This window comes from Chitinophaga sp. XS-30 (assembly GCF_008086345.1).
Classification (GTDB): domain Bacteria; phylum Bacteroidota; class Bacteroidia; order Chitinophagales; family Chitinophagaceae; genus Chitinophaga.
In genome coordinates, this window is the sequence record NZ_CP043006.1 from 441,852 (window position 1) to 456,423 (window position 14,572).

The 14,572-nt window shown below is 48.1% G+C and carries 16 protein-coding genes and 1 tRNA gene; 7 read left to right on the forward strand and 10 right to left on the reverse strand.

Translation table 11 applies throughout. The features are described from left to right. Positions 1-46: 46 nt before the first annotated feature. The 4 genes from FW415_RS01765 to FW415_RS01780 all read right to left on the reverse strand — a co-directional run bounded on the left by FW415_RS01765 (position 47) and on the right by FW415_RS01780 (position 5,547). Positions 47-1,252: an anthranilate synthase component I family protein gene (locus tag FW415_RS01765; protein WP_246858879.1), complete on the reverse strand. Its 1,206-nt coding sequence runs from the start codon at positions 1,250-1,252 to the stop codon at positions 47-49. 99 nt (positions 1,253-1,351) lie between these two features. After that, positions 1,352-1,879, reverse strand: a complete 528-nt coding sequence (locus tag FW415_RS01770; RefSeq protein WP_148382591.1) for a hypothetical protein — start codon at positions 1,877-1,879, stop codon at positions 1,352-1,354. A 96-nt stretch (positions 1,880-1,975) separates the two neighbouring features. Further along, the gene (locus tag FW415_RS01775; RefSeq protein WP_148382592.1) at positions 1,976-3,238 is read right to left on the reverse strand and encodes an adenylosuccinate synthase; all 1,263 of its coding nucleotides are present in this window, start codon (positions 3,236-3,238) and stop codon (positions 1,976-1,978) included. 77 nt (positions 3,239-3,315) lie between these two features. Then, positions 3,316-5,547, reverse strand: coding sequence for a bifunctional (p)ppGpp synthetase/guanosine-3',5'-bis(diphosphate) 3'-pyrophosphohydrolase (locus FW415_RS01780; RefSeq protein WP_148382593.1), 2,232 nt, complete (start codon positions 5,545-5,547; stop codon positions 3,316-3,318). 154 nt (positions 5,548-5,701) lie between these two features. Between FW415_RS01780 and FW415_RS01785 the strand changes: the two genes are divergently transcribed. Beyond that, positions 5,702-5,783, forward strand: a tRNA-Leu gene (locus FW415_RS01785). Positions 5,784-5,901: 118 nt separating this feature from the next. Here the strand turns inward: FW415_RS01785 and FW415_RS01790 are convergent. Continuing rightward, positions 5,902-6,366, reverse strand: a complete 465-nt coding sequence (locus FW415_RS01790) for an SRPBCC domain-containing protein (protein ID WP_148382594.1) — start codon at positions 6,364-6,366, stop codon at positions 5,902-5,904. A gap of 13 nt (positions 6,367-6,379) precedes the next feature. Continuing rightward, the gene (locus FW415_RS01795; protein ID WP_371417033.1) at positions 6,380-6,712 is read right to left on the reverse strand and encodes an ArsR/SmtB family transcription factor; all 333 of its coding nucleotides are present in this window, start codon (positions 6,710-6,712) and stop codon (positions 6,380-6,382) included. A 401-nt stretch (positions 6,713-7,113) separates the two neighbouring features. On the opposite strand from FW415_RS01795, the gene FW415_RS01800 reads away from it, so the two are divergent. The 3 genes from FW415_RS01800 to FW415_RS01810 all read left to right on the forward strand — a co-directional run bounded on the left by FW415_RS01800 (position 7,114) and on the right by FW415_RS01810 (position 8,514). Continuing rightward, on the forward strand, positions 7,114-7,476 hold the full coding sequence (locus FW415_RS01800) for a hypothetical protein (protein WP_148382596.1): 363 nt from the start codon (positions 7,114-7,116) through the stop codon (positions 7,474-7,476). 62 nt (positions 7,477-7,538) lie between these two features. Then, positions 7,539-8,075, forward strand: a complete 537-nt coding sequence (locus FW415_RS01805; protein ID WP_148382597.1) for a dihydrofolate reductase family protein — start codon at positions 7,539-7,541, stop codon at positions 8,073-8,075. A 1-nt stretch (position 8,076) separates the two neighbouring features. After that, positions 8,077-8,514, forward strand: a complete 438-nt coding sequence (locus tag FW415_RS01810) for a VOC family protein (RefSeq protein WP_148382598.1) — start codon at positions 8,077-8,079, stop codon at positions 8,512-8,514. Positions 8,515-8,588: 74 nt separating this feature from the next. On the opposite strand, the gene FW415_RS01815 is transcribed toward FW415_RS01810, so the two are convergent. From FW415_RS01815 to FW415_RS01825, 3 genes are all read right to left on the reverse strand, one after another. Further along, the gene (locus tag FW415_RS01815; protein WP_210420809.1) at positions 8,589-9,068 is read right to left on the reverse strand and encodes a VOC family protein; all 480 of its coding nucleotides are present in this window, start codon (positions 9,066-9,068) and stop codon (positions 8,589-8,591) included. Between the two features lie 72 nt (positions 9,069-9,140). Then, on the reverse strand, positions 9,141-9,962 hold the full coding sequence (locus FW415_RS01820) for a helix-turn-helix domain-containing protein (RefSeq protein ID WP_148382599.1): 822 nt from the start codon (positions 9,960-9,962) through the stop codon (positions 9,141-9,143). Between the two features lie 198 nt (positions 9,963-10,160). Continuing rightward, a complete protein-coding gene (locus FW415_RS01825) occupies positions 10,161-11,096 on the reverse strand; it encodes a hypothetical protein (RefSeq protein ID WP_148382600.1) in 936 nt (311 codons plus the stop codon). 314 nt (positions 11,097-11,410) lie between these two features. Between FW415_RS01825 and FW415_RS01830 the strand changes: the two genes are divergently transcribed. The 3 genes from FW415_RS01830 (at position 11,411) to FW415_RS01840 (ending at position 13,829) form a co-directional block, all read left to right on the forward strand. Next, positions 11,411-12,460, forward strand: coding sequence for a linear amide C-N hydrolase (locus FW415_RS01830; protein WP_148382601.1), 1,050 nt, complete (start codon positions 11,411-11,413; stop codon positions 12,458-12,460). Between the two features lie 46 nt (positions 12,461-12,506). Next, positions 12,507-13,280, forward strand: coding sequence for an AraC family transcriptional regulator (locus FW415_RS01835; protein ID WP_148382602.1), 774 nt, complete (start codon positions 12,507-12,509; stop codon positions 13,278-13,280). Between the two features lie 63 nt (positions 13,281-13,343). Beyond that, on the forward strand, positions 13,344-13,829 hold the full coding sequence (locus FW415_RS01840; protein WP_148382603.1) for an ester cyclase: 486 nt from the start codon (positions 13,344-13,346) through the stop codon (positions 13,827-13,829). Positions 13,830-13,889: 60 nt separating this feature from the next. On the opposite strand, the gene FW415_RS01845 is transcribed toward FW415_RS01840, so the two are convergent. Continuing rightward, a complete protein-coding gene (locus tag FW415_RS01845) occupies positions 13,890-14,567 on the reverse strand; it encodes an epimerase (RefSeq protein WP_148382604.1) in 678 nt (225 codons plus the stop codon). Positions 14,568-14,572 lie beyond the last annotated feature (5 nt).

The following is a 14,572-nucleotide window of genomic DNA, read 5'->3' on the forward strand; positions in this document are numbered from 1 at the left end:
CGGACGCACCTGCTGTAAATGATCACGTGTTATACCGTCCCTCATCTTATACAATCCCCAACGCTGTTTCCATTGCCTTTGCTTTCAGCAGGCATTCCTCCCACTCTTTTTGCGGATCGCTGTAAAACGTAATGGCCGAACCGGTCTGGAACGACACATATTCCTGCTCCGCATTGTACAGTATGCTCCTGATCACCACATTGAAATCGAAATCACCTTCCGGTGTGATGTAGCCGATAGCGCCGGAAAACAATCCCCTGCGCGACCGTTCGTATTGCTCTATCAGTTGCATGACCCTTACTTTTGGCGCCCCGGTCATGGAGCCCATGGGAAAGGCGTGGCGGATGGCGTCCGTGAAATGGAAGCGTTCATCCAGTGTAGCCGTTACCGTGGATATCATGTGATGCACCTGGGGGAAGGCATAGATACCGAACAGTTCGTCCACCTTCACGCTGCCCTGCACGGCGGTCCTGGACAGGTCATTGCGTACGAGGTCAACGATCATGACGTTTTCGGACTGTTCTTTTGCGCTTTGCAGGAGCGCTTCCCGCAGGAGGGCGTCCTGCGCAGGATCAGCGGAGCGCCTGGCCGTTCCTTTGATCGGTTGGGACAGCAGGCGGTTGCCCTGTTTTTTCAGGAAGCGTTCCGGGCTGGAGCAGGCCAGGTGTTTGTGACCGGTTTTGTACCAGGCCGCGAAAGGGGCCGGGGACAGGGCGTTCAGGCGGCGGAACAGCAGCAGGGGATCTGGAATGGCCATTCGCGCAAATTGTTCCCGGCAGAAATTCACTTCGTAGCAATCTCCTTTGCGGATATGCTCCTGCAGGGCTTTTACGGCATACAGGTAACCGGCGTGGTCAATGGGACTTTGCAGCGGAACGGGCGTCCAGGTGACGTCCGCAGGCGGGTTTGCCGGTTCGCGGAGGCATTCGGCGAGGATCTGTTTTGCGGCGGTTTCCGTCAGCCCCTCTCCGCTGATGGTCAGTTCCTGTTGGCGGAGATGAAGGAGATAGCGGGGACGGAAGAAAAACATATCAGGGAAGCCGATACCGTCAGGATGTGCGGAATGCAGGCGTTCCGTTTCATTTTTGAGATCGTAAGCGAGGTGACCGAACAGCCAGCCGGGGGCGGTGTCATGAAAAGCGCGAAGCTGCTCAAAGGCGTTACCGGCGGGGCATTCCAGCACTTCCAGCGCATCCGCGGCCAGCAGTGCTTCTGCGTGATGGCCAGTCAGCCGGTATTCATTATTGTCCAAAAAACAACAGATGTTGAACCGGTTACCCCAGCTCAACATCTGTTGTTTAAATGCGCTTATATTATTTACAGGAAAACTGTATGATAGCACTATTGCGGATTAGAAATCATCGTCGTCATCATCAAAGCGGTCGTTGAACATATCCATGTCCTTGAAGTCATCGTCAAAGCCCAGATCATCATCGTCATCACCTTTTTTGCTGGGGCGGCCACGTTTGCTTTTGGCTTTGGGAATATCAAACTCTTCAAAATCGGGATCATAATCTTCATCTTCACCTTTTTCCCAGGCATCGTCATCATCATCCAGATCGTCATCATCATCTAAATCATCATCATCGTCATCATCCTTCTTCTTTTTCGCTCCGGCTTTGGCACCTTTCTTTGCTCCTTTTTTAGGCGCATCATCCTCGTCTTCGTCATCCTCGTCATCATCATCTGCACCGGATTTAGTGGCGAGCTTATCTGATTTTTTAGAAGCAGACTTACGGGGAGTTTCCTCCTCGCCCTCCTCCTCATCTTCGTCTGCATCTTTCTCGGGCTTTGCAACAGCTTTCTTTTCAGCCGCTTTATCAGTCTTCGGAGAAGCAGGTTTTTTAGTCTCTTTTTCTTTATCAGATTTTGATTTCATAATGGTACGTTGCTATTAGATTCTGGCGTAAAGTTTTAACAGTTTTTTTGATTAGCCAAATTTTTTTTTGACTGTTTTTTTTGTATTTTTTTGACTTTACTTTTCGAGGATCTGGTCCCTTCCAGGGCCGTTTGACACGTATTGTACGGGTACGTTCAGATAGCTTTCCACAAAAGACAGGAATTTCTTCATTTCGGCTGGCAATGTGTCATATGCCGCGCTGTCTGCTGTTGCTTCCGTCCATCCCTCAAAGTGTTCCAGTACGGGTTTGATACTCAGGCCGTTCAGCTGGAAAGGCATTTCTTTTGTCTGCTTACCGTCAATCTCGTATGCAACACAGGCATCTACCTGGTCAAATGCGTCCAGTACGTCGCTTTTTGTCATGACCAGTTGGGTGACACCGCTTAGCATGCAGGTATAATCCAGGGCAACGAGGTCTATCCAGCCGCAGCGGCGGGGGCGGCCTGTGGTGGCGCCGAACTCGTTACCGGCCTTGCGAAGGGTTTCCCCGGTCTCATCTTCCAGTTCAGTGGGAAAGGGGCCGCTGCCCACGCGGGTGCAGTAGGCTTTTGTCACGCCGATCACTTCCTCGATCCATTTCGGGGCAATGCCCAGGCCGGTGCAAACGCCGGCGGAGATGGTATTAGAGGAGGTTACAAAGGGGTATGTGCCGAAATCCACATCCAGCATGCTTCCCTGGGCGCCTTCCGCCAGCACTTTTTTGCCGGCTTTGAGGTATCCGTTGAGCCAGTATTCGCCGCTCACGATGTTCATTTCTTTCAGGAAAGCCACGGCTTCAAAGAATTCCTTTTCCCATTCGGTGATATCTTCGGTAAAATCGTAGTTGGCCAGCAGTTGCAGGTGCTTGGTCTTGAGCTTGCCGTAGGCCGCTTCAAAATCAGGATGCATCACATCGCCCACACGGAGGCCGTTGCGGCCGGTCTTGTCCATATACGCAGGCCCTATCCCTTTGAGGGTGGAGCCGATCTTCTCCAGGCCTTTGCTCAGCTCGGAAGCCTTGTCCAGCGCGCGGTGGGTAGGTACGATGATGTGGGTCTTCTCTGCAATGAAAAGATTCTTTTTGAGGTCAATGCCCAGTGCGGCCACTTTTTCGCATTCCTTTTTAAAGGTAACCGGGTCCAGCACCACGCCATTGCCGATGAGGTTGAGGGTATTGGAGTGGAAAACGCCGGAAGGAATGGTGTGCAGCACCACTTTCTGACCATCGACATACAGGGTATGACCCGCGTTGGGGCCGCCCTGGAATCGGGCTATTATGTCATATTTGCCCGCAAAGTAATCTACGATCTTGCCTTTGCCTTCATCGCCCCATTGCAGCCCCAGCAGTACATCTACCATTTTTGATCTTTGATTTATGGTTTAAAAGAGGAGCAAAAATAAGGCGATTGAATGAATTAAGGGAGAAATAAATAATCCTAGTCTTCCAGCCTGCTGATGCTCTGGATGCCGTCCAGTCCTTTCAGGCGGTCCACCAGCTCATCCAGCTCGTCCTTGTCATGCACAAAAACCTTGATCAGGCCCTCGAACAGCCCTTCTTTGGATTCGATGGTGAGCCCGGCTATATTGATCTTCAGCTCGCCGGAGATGATATTGGTGATCTTGTGGATCACGCCCACATCGTCCATCCCGATGATCCGGAGACCGGTGAGGAAGGATATTTCGCGGTTTTTGACCCATTTCGTCTTCACCACGCGGTGGCCGTAGTGGGCCAGCAGCTGTGCGGCATTCGGACAGTTGGTGCGGTGGATCTTCAGGCCTTCGCTGGCGGTCACGAAGCCGAATACATCGTCTCCGGGGATGGGGCGGCAGCAGTTGGCCAGTTTGTAAGCGATCTTGTCCGAGCTTTCCCCGAAGATGATCAGTTCCGCATCCTTTTTGGATACCTGTTTATGATGCTCTTCCGGCTGCGGCTCGTGCACTTTCACCGGTTTGGGCGGTTCCAGCTTGTCTCCCAGCACATGGAACTGCTTCAGTTCCTTCAGGTCTATATTCTTCACCGCTATCTGGTAGTAAAGGTCCAGCGGCGACGGTTGTTTATAGAACTGCACCAGTTCGTTAATGTTGTATTGGCTGGCGGAGGCCTTGATATGGTCCAGCTTGCGCTCCAGCAGTTCCTTGCCGTCCATGGCCACTTTGCGCTTTTCTTCCTTGAGCGCGTCCTTGATCTTGCTTTTGGCTTTGGCGGTGAGCACAAAGTTGAGCCAGTCCTCTGAAGGTTTCTGCTTGTTGGAGGTGATGATCTCCACCTGGTCCCCGCTCCGCAGCTTGTGGCTGAGCGGCACGAGTTTGTAGTTGACCTTGGCGCCGATGCACTTGTTGCCCACGGCGCTGTGGATGGAGTAGGCAAAATCCAGGGCGGTGGAGTTCACCGGCAGTATCTTGAGGTCCCCTTTGGGGGTGTAGACGTATATTTCTTCAGTGAAGAGGTTGCTTTTGAAGTCTGCCAGGAAGTCCAGCGTATTGGAATCGGGACTGCTGAGTATTTCGCGGATCTGGTTGAACCACTGGTCGAACTTCGATTCCTGCACGGACTGGTTCCCTTCTTTATAGCGCCAGTGGGCGGCTACGCCTTTTTCCGCATAGTCGTTCATCCTTTTGCTCCGTATCTGCACTTCCACCCATTTGCCGTTGGGGCCCATTACGGTCACGTGCAGGGCTTCGTAGCCGTTGCTTTTGGGGTTGCTGAGCCAGTCACGGGTGCGTTCGGGGCTGGGGTGGTAAAAATCGGTGATGATGGAATATACTTTCCAGCAATCCGCTTTTTCCTTGTCTATCGGTGAATCCAGGATGATGCGGATGGCAAAAAGATCGTACACCTGTTCGAACTCCACACCCTTTGTCTTGATCTTGTTCCAGATGGAGTGGATGCTTTTGGGGCGGCCGTGTATCTCGAAGGTATAACCTTCTTCCTGGAGCACTTCCTTGATAGGTTTGATGAATTCGTTGATATAGCGGGTGCGTTCGCGTTTGGTCTCCTTGAGCCTTTTGGCGATCTCCCGGTATTTATCCTGTTCCGTGTACTTCATGGCGAGGTCTTCCAGCTCGCTTTTGATGATGTACAGGCCGAGGCGGTGGGCCAGGGGAGCGTAGATAAATACGGTTTCGGAGGCTATTTTGAGCTGTTTCTCCCGGCTCATGCTGTCCAGCGTGCGCATGTTGTGCAGGCGGTCCGCCAGTTTGATGAGGATGACGCGGGGGTCATCCGCCAGGGTGAGCAGTATTTTCTTGAAGTTTTCCGCCTGGGTGGTGCTGGTATTGGAATCGATGACATTGGAGATCTTGGTGAGGCCGTTGACGATGTTGGCGATCTCTATACCAAACTCCCTTTCCACGTCTTCGAGCGTAACCTCGGTGTCTTCCACGGTATCGTGCAGCAGGGCGCAGATGGCGGAGCGCACCCCCAACCCTATTTCTTCCACGGTGATCTGGGCTACGGCCAGGGGGTGGAGGATATATGGTTCACCGGATTTGCGGCGCATATCTTTATGGGCGTCCGCTGCCATTTCAAAGGCAGTACGTACCAACTCACGGTCGCCTTTCTTCAAACGGGGTTTGAGCGCCCTCAACAGGGCCCGGTAATGCCGGACGATCTCTTTCTTTTCCTGTTCTTCGTCGAGATTATATTTTTGAACGGTCATCGTTTCCATGCAATAACAAAATTACGAAATCGGCAGCAGGAAAGAAAACGGCTGTTTAAATTGATAATCATTTAATTATGCATGGTAATGCGGGGTAGATGCGGGGAATATTTTTATAATTACCGAAAAACGATACCTTTGCAATCCTTAAAATGGAGCGCAGGCGGATGTGGTGAAATTGGTAGACACGCCAGACTTAGGATCTGGTGCCGCGAGGCATGGGGGTTCGAGTCCCTTCATCCGCACAATCAAATTAAGATGGGCTGTCTTTCGGTAAAGATGGCCCTTTCCTTTTGGTATCCCTGGCAATCCAGCCGTGCGTATTATAGAGGATATTTTCCGGCGGTAGCGGTCACAGCAGTTTCACCTCACCAACCCTGTTATATAGTTTCCCAATCTGTCAAATGCAGCTCCCCAGCCATTATAAAACCCCATTTCTTCCTGTTGCCGGCAATATTCTTCTGTAGGATGAATAACACTGAAGGTAAAGTCGGTTTTATCTCCCCTTTCTTCAAATAATACATATATGGTCACACCTGCTGTCATCGGCCTGAAGTCCGCGGAAGTCACAATCTTCTCCGGAGGAACAATCTCGGAATAAATGCCTTCGGAAATAAATTCACTGCCATCCGGCATCGGCATAACGTACTTCCATTTGCCACCCACCTTGAATTCGTGGCAAACTACTGTCACATGCATTCCGGCAAGTGCCCACCATTGAACAATATGTTCAGCGCTGGTCCACGCCTCCCATACTGTTTGCCTGGGCACATTGAATGTCTTTTTCAATGTAAGCACCCTTTTACTGATTTCATTCAGACTTTCCATTGTGTTTGCCTTTTTAAGTGTGCAATTTGTTAACGTATATCTCAAACGAGTCAATTCTTTCTTCCCAAAGTCTTGAATATTGATCAGCCCAATCTGCAATTTTCTTCAGTTGCCTGGGCCTGAGCGAGCAGAATGTTTCTCTACCCGCTCTTTTTATTTCCACCAATCCGCATTCATCCAGAATTTTGACTTGCTGGGAAATAGCAGGTCGGCTGATGTCGAAATACTCTGCCAGCGTTTTAAGATTCATGGGGTGTTTCGAGATAAGATCTATAATCTTTCTCCTGGTTGGATCAGCAATTGCCTGGAATATATCTCTCCTGGATGAGATGGCCAAGTATAACAAGTAAGTGTTCGCTTACACAAATAAGCGAACACTTACCAAAAGATATTTTTTCATTGTTGAGGGGAATGAAATGTAACCAGGCCAGCAGAAAACCGGCTTTTCCTGCTAACCCGCAGAATGATTTAGCCTGACAGTCGGTGCGATGCAAACCGGTGCTCATTTTATACATAGCCTATAGATATTTACAAAAGTTAAATATTCCTCTTCGTTTTGTCTCCTGATTGGATACTCTGGATATCAACTACATGGGGCAATTCCTTACATTCTGTTCAAAATCAAATAGATAGAATAACAGAGAGGTTCACCCTTTTTCACTTTTTACTAAACTACCGGTGTCTTAACTTTATAGAATGTTTGTTGCAAACATAGGAGCACAACACGTTATAATTAATATCGACAATATGACCAAGACAGAAATAGCAAAAGCATTTTCAAATGGAGAATTTGAATTGACCTTTCAGTATCTTGCGGACAATGTACTATGGACCGTTGTAGGCGAGAATTATTTCGACTGCAAGAAAGCGGTAATGAACAACTGCGAACAAGTTTCCAGCTATTTTAAATCGGTAACAACAAATTTCAAAATGACAAATATGATAGCAGATAACAACCTGGTTGCTGTATGCGGAACAGCGGAATTCATTCGTGATGATAAAAAAGCAAATTTTGTTTCTGCATGTGATGTCTATGAATTCAACGGCAACAACAAACTACAGACTATAACATCGTACTGTATTCAGGAAAAAAATCGAATATCTGAATAGAAAAACACGAACCGCTATCAATGCACGCCACAACATGAAACAGGCGATAAAATAATAACTAAATGCGAAAATTATCACTTTTTATAGCGACAAGTTTAGACGGCTACATTGCAAAACCAAATGACGACCTTAGCTTTTTGAGATTAGTTGAAAAGGAGGGAGAAGACTACGGTTATAAAGAATTTACGAAAAACATAGACACCATAATTATTGGGAGAAAGACCTATGATTATGTGCTTAAAGAAATTGGCCCTTCACATTACGACAACGGACAACAAGACGTGTATGTAATAACAAGAACTGAAAGGCCAGGTATTGGCAGAACTACATTTTATGCAGGAAACTTAACAGATCTGGTGTACCGGTTAAAATCCGAGAAAGGGGAAAAAAATATTTACTGTGATGGTGGAGCAGAAATTATAAATGAGCTATTACAACACGACCTGATAGACGAAATTATAATTTCCATAATACCGATTCTAGTTGGCAACGGTACAAGATTATTCAAAGACAGCAGGCCAGAACAGCAACTTGAACTTGTTAGCGCAAAATCATTTGATACAGGATTAACACAATTGCATTACAAGCGAAAAAAATAGTATGGAACAACGAATTAGCGTATTAACAATTGGAGCGGACGACTTGAACGAAATGAAACATTTTTATGGACAAGTTTTAGGCTGGACAACAGTTGCGGAAAATAAAGACGTAGCCTTTTATAAATTCAATGGATTTTTATTGAGTATTTGCAACAAAAAAATACTTGCCGACTTTATAGGCGTTGACCACAAAGGGCAAGGTTTTCGTTCAGTGACTATTGGCTACAATGTTGACAGTAAAGAAAGCGTGTTAGCGCTTTACGACCAACTGAAAGACAAAGTAAAAATTTTGAAGGCCCCGACAGAAGCCCCATTTGGTGGTATCTTCTTCTATTTTTCGGATATTGAAGGGAACATAATTGAAATCGCCCAAAATTCCTTTGTAACACTTGACAAAGACAATAACGCAATTGATCACAAGCCGATTGACAACTTGTAAAATAACACAAGCGTCAAATGAAGCATTCGCCCCCCTGACGCCCAAACCGCTGTTATGCGACCATACTTTTCTTCCTAGTTGGCTGAATGCAATCCCAGTTTATTCCCTTCAGTATCAGTAAACAGGGCATAGAAACCCATTTCAGGACTTATCGCTGTTTTGGGCATAATTATTTCTCCGCCATTGGCCGCGATCTTGTCTAAAATGATCTGTAAATCATCTCCTCCATTCAGGTAGAGCACACTCCCGCTGGCCGTAGGTGTATAATCACTTCCATTGGCTAAAACCACATTCACAGTTCCTTCTTCAGCTGGGAAAACGCCCATTTTTACATCTCCCATTTCAGCTTCTTCAATACTGACCCCTAAAATGGCGCTGTAGAATTTTATTGCCCTGCCGAGGTCAGCAGCGGGTATCTCGATTATGGAAACCAAATTACTCATACTGTTCTCTGTTTTAATTTTATTTTGCGGTTGTTCATTCAATTTGTTGCGGTCGGCACAGGCAATAAGGCCGGCTGCAACCAACGCCATACAGGGAAAAAACTTTTTCATACTTCCTTCTCAGATTGGATGCAGCTAAATTACAACGCGTTTTAAAGCCGGTATTGTACAAATGCGACACACCTAGTCTTTCCTGCACATTACAGCGGAAAGCATCATATGCTCATCTTTCATAAACGCTGTCGGGGTTGTACCGGTAAACTCCTTAAAATCCCTTATGAAATGTGCCTGGTCATAATACTCGCTTTCGTAGGCGATATTGGCAAGGTTTCCAGATCTATCGCCAAGCAGCATTTTCAAAGCGGCCTGCAACCTGATTACTTTGCCTAATTGCTTTGGACTGATGCCGATCTGTTTGGAGAAATTTCTTTCCAGCTGCCTTCTTTTTGACAGATCGTTTTCAAGTATGTTATTAATGGGACTTTTACCACTTGTTGACACAAGGGCATCAATTGTTGTCTTTACAATCTTGTCAATAGTTGTTTTACGGTTGATTGCAGTCAATAGGAACTTTTCCATAATTTCTATTCGTTCCCCTGTGTCTTTTGCCTGAACGATTTTTCGTTCCAACGCCTTCGAAACCCTGTTTCCAAAAAGGATTGCTACCGGTATTTCTTTATCAGACAGCTCTTTTATTGGTGTGGTTACAAAATTGGCAAAACCATATGGATAAAACCGGATGGCAAATGTGTTGACGTAGCCGGTTGGTTGAATATATAAAGGATCAATGATCTGCCCAAGTACCATTGCGCGGGGTTGCAGGATGAAACTTGTTGCTGATGTGTACCGTTTTATATCATCTCCAAGGATAAAAGCCATTTCAATGCAGCCGTCCGGAATTATTCGTTGTTTTGGCGCATCAGGTTCCGCCGGAACTTCCAAAGTCCAGTAGCACTTCACAAGCGCCTCCAGGTCCGGATGCGGTTTAAATGTCTGATAGTTCATGGGATGGATGTTGTTTGATCAGCGTGCCGCACAACGGGTTTTCCGGCGGTCGCAGATCGCTCCAAAATATCCTGACAAACCAGAAACAACAAGTATAGATGAGATTAGCGGAATAACCAAACGCAGATAGCACTTCCTGGTAGGGCGCCTTCCTTTCAGACTCCGTAACACCGCAAGGGTAAAGTTGGTGCCTGTTGTTCATTCATCTTTTTTATAAAATCTCAAAACTCTCAATGCCCTTAATGTATTCCAGCGGCTGGGATTTCCGGGTTTCTCCATGTCAAAATGCGTTTGTCCAGGGTAGTTTGCAGGCAATTTCCATAGTCCCTCTTTATTTCTTTTGCTTTTAATTATGTCGATCGACTCTTCCATCCTGCTATCATATTTCACTTTGCCAAACTGGAAGTAGTCCATTGCTTTAAGAATATCGTAATGCCAGCGTGGTGGATAGCATAGTTTCAAAAAGTTTGGATTGATCACTTCCCCCGTTTTATCTGAGCGAAATAACCTGTGCGTCAGGATAAATTCCTGAGATGAGCGTTTTGCATTTCGTAATTCGTCCAATCTGTACTTGTATCCGCTGTTTTCGTATTCAAGAATACCTTCAAGAACGGAGAGCGTAGAGTGCAATGAACTGTGTACTGCTCCCTTCCGGTTTGACTGACAGTTAAATCCTCCATCTTTCATTTTCTCAGATAGCAGGAAGTCAACAACTGATTTCAACAACTCCTCATTTACATGAAAGTATGACGAATAATTCAAAACCATTCCATTGATGCAAACATCACTTTTCTTAACGGTTCCAACAGGTAATATTCCCCCATCGGCTCCTTTCAGGTTTTTAAAAATAGCATTCAGGGTTTCGCATATTATTTTGTTCTCAGGAGAAATGCAGGTATTTCTTAAATCCAACAAAGTGTAGTGAGTTGACGTCCATTTCGGCTGATAGAAATCCTTCCCCCAAAGCCCGTTTGGGTGCCGGCAGGATAGGAACTGCAATCCCCAGCCTTTGGATTCAATTTTCTTTCTGAGCCTTGGCCTGTCATCATCCAATAAGTCTCTGTATGTCTGATATTGAATAGACACGTCTCCCTCAAGCAGCCAGGATATTATTTTCTTATTCTTATCGGTCATATTTACAATTTAGATAATGTTTTCTGGTTTGGCACGATAAATAACCGGGGTTGCCGCATGATGCTGAAGAGAATCCTGAAATAGTTAAAGACAAAATCAAATACTTCTCTAATGACCAGTTCGATGGAGTTCATGCTTGGCGATTTAAAAGGGGGATAGGGAAATGTTCACGTCATCCAAGATAGGGAATTATTTTCCGCAAAGCCATCGCACCCCATCAGGGAATATTTCAGTATATTAGTAAAGAAGATAAAATACCCTGGGCGTCAAACCAAAACAATACCCCGTTTGTTTCTAACCAAAAACACTTCGCCATGAACACCTTCATCAAATCGGCTTTCCTGGCAGCCATCCTCTCTGCCGGCACTATCGTGCAAAACGGATTCGGCTGTACCCGTGTAGTGTACAAAGGACTGAACAATATCATTCTCACCGCCAGGTCTATGGACTGGCAGGAAGACGTATTGACCAATCTCTGGATCTTCCCCAGGGGCATGGCACGCAACGGCGCCGTAGGGCCGCATTCCCTTAAATGGACATCCAGGTACGGCAGCGTTATCGCCTCGGGCTACGACATCTCCACTACGGACGGCATGAATGAAAAAGGGCTGGTGGCCAATGTGCTCTGGCTGGTGGAATCCGGTTACCCCGAATGGGACCAAAGCAAGCCAGGCCTGACCATCGCCGCCTGGGCGCAGTACGTGCTGGACAATTTTGCAACGGTGAACGAAGCCGTGAAAGCAATGGAAAAGGAGGAATTTGTGGTGATCACGGAAAAGGTGCCGGGGCAGGACAGGCTGGCCACGCTGCACCTCTCCCTCTCCGACGCAACAGGCGACAACGCCATCTTCGAATATATCAACGGCAAACTTATCATCCATCACGATGCGGCCTACACGGTAATGACCAATTCTCCGGTCTTCGACAGGCAGCTTGCGCTGAATGAATACTGGAAGGATATTGGCGGCACCGTTGTTCTGCCGGGCACCAACCGCGCATCAGACCGCTTTGCCAGGGCTGCTTTTTACATAGATGCCATTCCCAAAACAGATAACACCCACGTTGCCGTAGCCAGCGTATTCAGCGTCATCCGGAACTGTTCCGTGCCTTTCGGCATTTCTACGGAAGGCCAGCCGAACATTTCCTCTACCCGCTGGAGAACGGTTTCCGATCATAAAAACCTGGTGTACTATTTTGAATCCGTGCTCACGCCGAATACTTTCTGGGTCAACTTCAAGGACATCGATTTTTCCCCGAAGGCAGCGGTAAAAAAGCTCAACCTCACAAAAGGGGAAGTATATGCGGGCAATGCGGCCAAGTCCTTCGTAAAAAGCGCTCCTTTTAAATTCCAGGGGCTGGAATGATATTTCCACCGCCCATCTTCCGGGGTTTCCTTAATTTTAGCAGGCCATGCAAATCAGGAAATTCCCTCCTTCCGCAATACTTGCTCCCTTCATCCGGGAATTCGTCATCATAGAAAGTGACGTGGAATTTGACAGCCATACCATCCCGGATACCGCGCTGGTGATGGCATTCCGGTATATGGGCAATATCCTGCATATCGCAGATGGCGGCAATGCGCCTGTACCTTCCGGCGCCGTATCCGGGTTGCGACGGTCCGGCCGCAGCTTTCACTACACGAAGGGCACGGCCAATCTGCTGGTGATATTACGCGAAGGAGGAATGGCCGCTTTCAGCAGGATGCCGGCGCATGAACTGTTCGGGCAAAGCATTTCCTCCGAAAATCTCTTTCCCCGCAGGGAACTGGAAGAGATACTGCAGCGCCTCGCCGCAGCACCGCATCATCCCGCACGGATCGGGATCATGGAAACATTTCTGCTGAACAGGATGCTGCCCGGCAAAACCGACCCGCTTATCCGCCAGGTGCTGCAAACCATCAAAATACAGCACGGGACGGCGCGTGTGAAGGAACTGGCACAGGCCCTGTACATCAGCCAGGATGCCCTTGAAAAAAGGTTCAGGAGCCAGATAGGCGCCACGCCTAAACAATACGCCTCCATTATCCGACTGCGGCACCTCATCGAACGATATTCCTCCTTCCCCTCCCTGACCGCGGCCTCGTATGAAGCCGGGTATTTCGATCAGTCCCATTTCATCAAAGACTTCCGCCTCTTCACCGGCCAAACGCCCAAAGACTTCTTTGCCTCCGCCCGTTACTGGTAGATCACTGATTTTTTACAATTCCCGGCCGCCGGGCCCGGATAACTTTGTGAAAAAATCAAACATATGAAACCACTCGTCATGGCTATGATGCTTATTCCTGCGCTTTCGCAGGCCCAGGGAACGGCGGAGCAAAACAGGAAAACCGTAGGGAAGATCTACGCCGAAGCCATTAACGGCAGGCACTCCGAACGGCTGAATGATTTCATTGCGGCGGAATATACCGGCGTAAAGGGCGTTAAAGGCCCGGCGGGGTTCCGGAACGCCATTGAAGAGATCGTCGCGGCATTCCCGGATGCGCAATGGAAAGTAGAAGAAATGATCGCGGAAGGCGATAAAGTATTCGTCAGATGGACGTTCACCGGAACACACCGCGGGCAGTTCCAGCACATCCCCGCCACGGGCAAAACGGTCTCAAATACCGGGATGGCCGTTTATGTGCTGAAAAACGGCATGGTAACCGGCACGCAGGTGTACACGGACAGGCTGAGCTTTATGCAGCAACTGGGTATATTGCCGGAAGACCTGACCACACTGGGCAGGAAAACCTAGCTTTCCGGTGCAAAAAAGCGCCGGAGGCGGCTTTTGCGCTCCCGCCCGGCAATTGTCCCCTCAGCTTTCAATAGCCGCCAGTTCTATGATCCCTTTGCCATCCACTATCTTCTTATCGTAAGGGTTATGCACCACATAGATCATGGCGCGGGCCAGCTCGGTGAGCGTACAGAAACCTTTCGGGTACAAGGCTCTCCCGGCCGGGAACATCCAGTCGATATAACGATAGAACTTGTGGGCGTTGGACAGGCCCGGAACGGGTTTGATGAATCCCGGCCGGAAGGCGTACACGGTGCGGAAAGGCAATTTCATGAGGTCGTTCTCCGTTTTGCCTTTCACCCTGGCCCACATGCTGCCGCCTTTTTCGCTACTGTCCGTACCGGCGCCGGAAATATAGCAGAACGTCATATCAGGGTTCAGGCTGCTTAAGATACCGGCTACATGCATGGTGAGCGTATAGGTCACTTTGAAATAATCGGCTTCGTTCATACCCACGGAAGATATGCCGAGGCAGAAAAAACAGGCATTGTAGTCGGACAGTTGTGATGTTATGGGAGAGATGTCGTAGAAATCTGTATGGATGATCTCGGTTAACTTGGGGTGGGTAAGGCCCAGCGGTTTGCGGTTGATGATCAGTACGGCTTCTACCCGCGGGTCCTGCAGGCATTCGTGCAGTACACCTTCCCCGACCATTCCCGTAGTGCCTGTGATGATGGCCCGTATTGCTGGATTGTTCATCTGGA